Raw genomic sequence first — 1,629 nt, 5'->3', positions numbered from 1 at the left:
GTCGCAGGCGAGCGTGACCTGATAATAGGCGGCTATTACGGCAGGTAGATCAAAGCCTGATAAATACGACAAAAAGTTGTGAAAGGTTGTGGGGAGTTGTTTCCCCATTTCTTTATTTTTATCTTTCTATTATAAACTGTATCATAAACTTACTATTATGGATTTTATAATTTTTCAAGAAATAGTATGTTTCTTAAATATTTTTAAATAAAAAAATAGAATATATGATGGAAAAATGAATAAGGAAGTAATAAAACAGGAAGTATTGGATTCATTAGCGAGGATAGGAAAGCGATGGGATTTGGAAGAATCGGCGATACGTGTTTGGGGCTGTATGCTCTTGAAATCATGCCCCGTAAAGCAACGCGAGATAGAGGAAGGCACAGGGTACAGTAGTGGACTGGTTAGAATAAGCTTACAAAATTTGAGAAAGGCAAATTTGATTAAGCTGACCAACGTGGGGGGTGAAACTCATTATTCCGTTAATACATCTCTAACTGACGGCTTTGGTAAGTTCATGAAGCGTTTTCTCGATGAGATAATAAAACCAATGATTGAGCTACTATCGAAGAAAGCCATGAAGATGGAGAATGCAAAAGTGAAAGAGAACTTCCACGTACTCATAAATGAACTCAATAAATTGAGTCTTGCCGTTCTTATCCTTTTTCGAATAATAGAGGAGATAAACTCCATGCATAATCATAGCATGATAAGTGTGGATATGAGGGTTGTGGAAGATGCAATAGAAGAGGCGATAGAAAAGATTTTGGCACAGGAGTACTAAAGTAAAGTCATTCTTCCAATAAATTGCAAAGATAGGTGCCGAATTTTTTTTTATTTCTTTCTGGAAGTTCTTTGAAGAGGAAATGCATGACGTGTTTGAGATAAAGTTTGGGAGTAGCTGAAATGACGGAAGTTGTATCTCTCAGGAACTTCGACCTTATTCCCTCTTCATATTCAATTTGACTATCATTGTGCTCATGGCGCTGAGAGTTTTCTAAGGGAGATTGATGCAATATTTGAGAGCTTAAAAAAGATTATGATTATTTTCCCTTGTTTGTTCCTTCAAATGCAGGCTTCTACTCTCCCATCTCCCGGGTTTCTTTTGCCAATCTCTTGACGAAATCCTCTACCCTTCCATACCACTTCCCAAACTCCTCTCCGTAATTTGCTGGATAATTATGATTGTAGAAATAATCAATGTGTAACGTGTTAATTAACTCCTCGAATTCGGCTCTATAAAGCTGAGCAATCTCTTCTTTATGCTGCCCTACCCCGCATTCTCGGTTGCCAGATAACTCATCGCTGCAATCCTCGCTGCGTGGAATAAACTATTAAAAGCAGTTCTTATTCTCCTATCCTTGTCATCTGCGTCTTCAGCCACTTTTGCCGTTTCCATGTCCTCCTTTGCACCTCTAATATATCTTTATCATACCCGAGCAATCTCTTGCATATTCCCTCTTTATGAGTATGCGTAATTAAAGCCATGAAGAATAAATAAATCTGTAAATCAATAAAAAATATAAAAATATGGGGAGGAATCCCCATAAAACCTTTTTGTCCTATTTACCAAACTTTGATCTACCTGCCGTAATAGCCGCCTATTATCAGGTCACGCTCGCCTGCGAC

Annotated in this window: 1 protein-coding gene; it reads left to right on the top strand. The window is 37.9% G+C overall.

The features are described 5' to 3' along the window. Positions 1-235 precede the first annotated feature (235 nt). The gene (locus J7J01_05410; GenBank protein ID MCD6210315.1) at positions 236-784 is read left to right on the top strand and encodes a hypothetical protein; all 549 of its coding nucleotides are present in this window, start codon (positions 236-238) and stop codon (positions 782-784) included. Positions 785-1,629: the final 845 nt, after the last annotated feature.

The sequence above is a fragment of the Methanophagales archaeon genome (genome assembly GCA_021159465.1).
Lineage (GTDB): Archaea > Halobacteriota > Syntropharchaeia > Alkanophagales > Methanospirareceae > G60ANME1.
The sequence above is the reverse complement of the archived record's forward strand: the minus strand, read 5'-3'. Positions and strand labels throughout refer to the sequence as shown.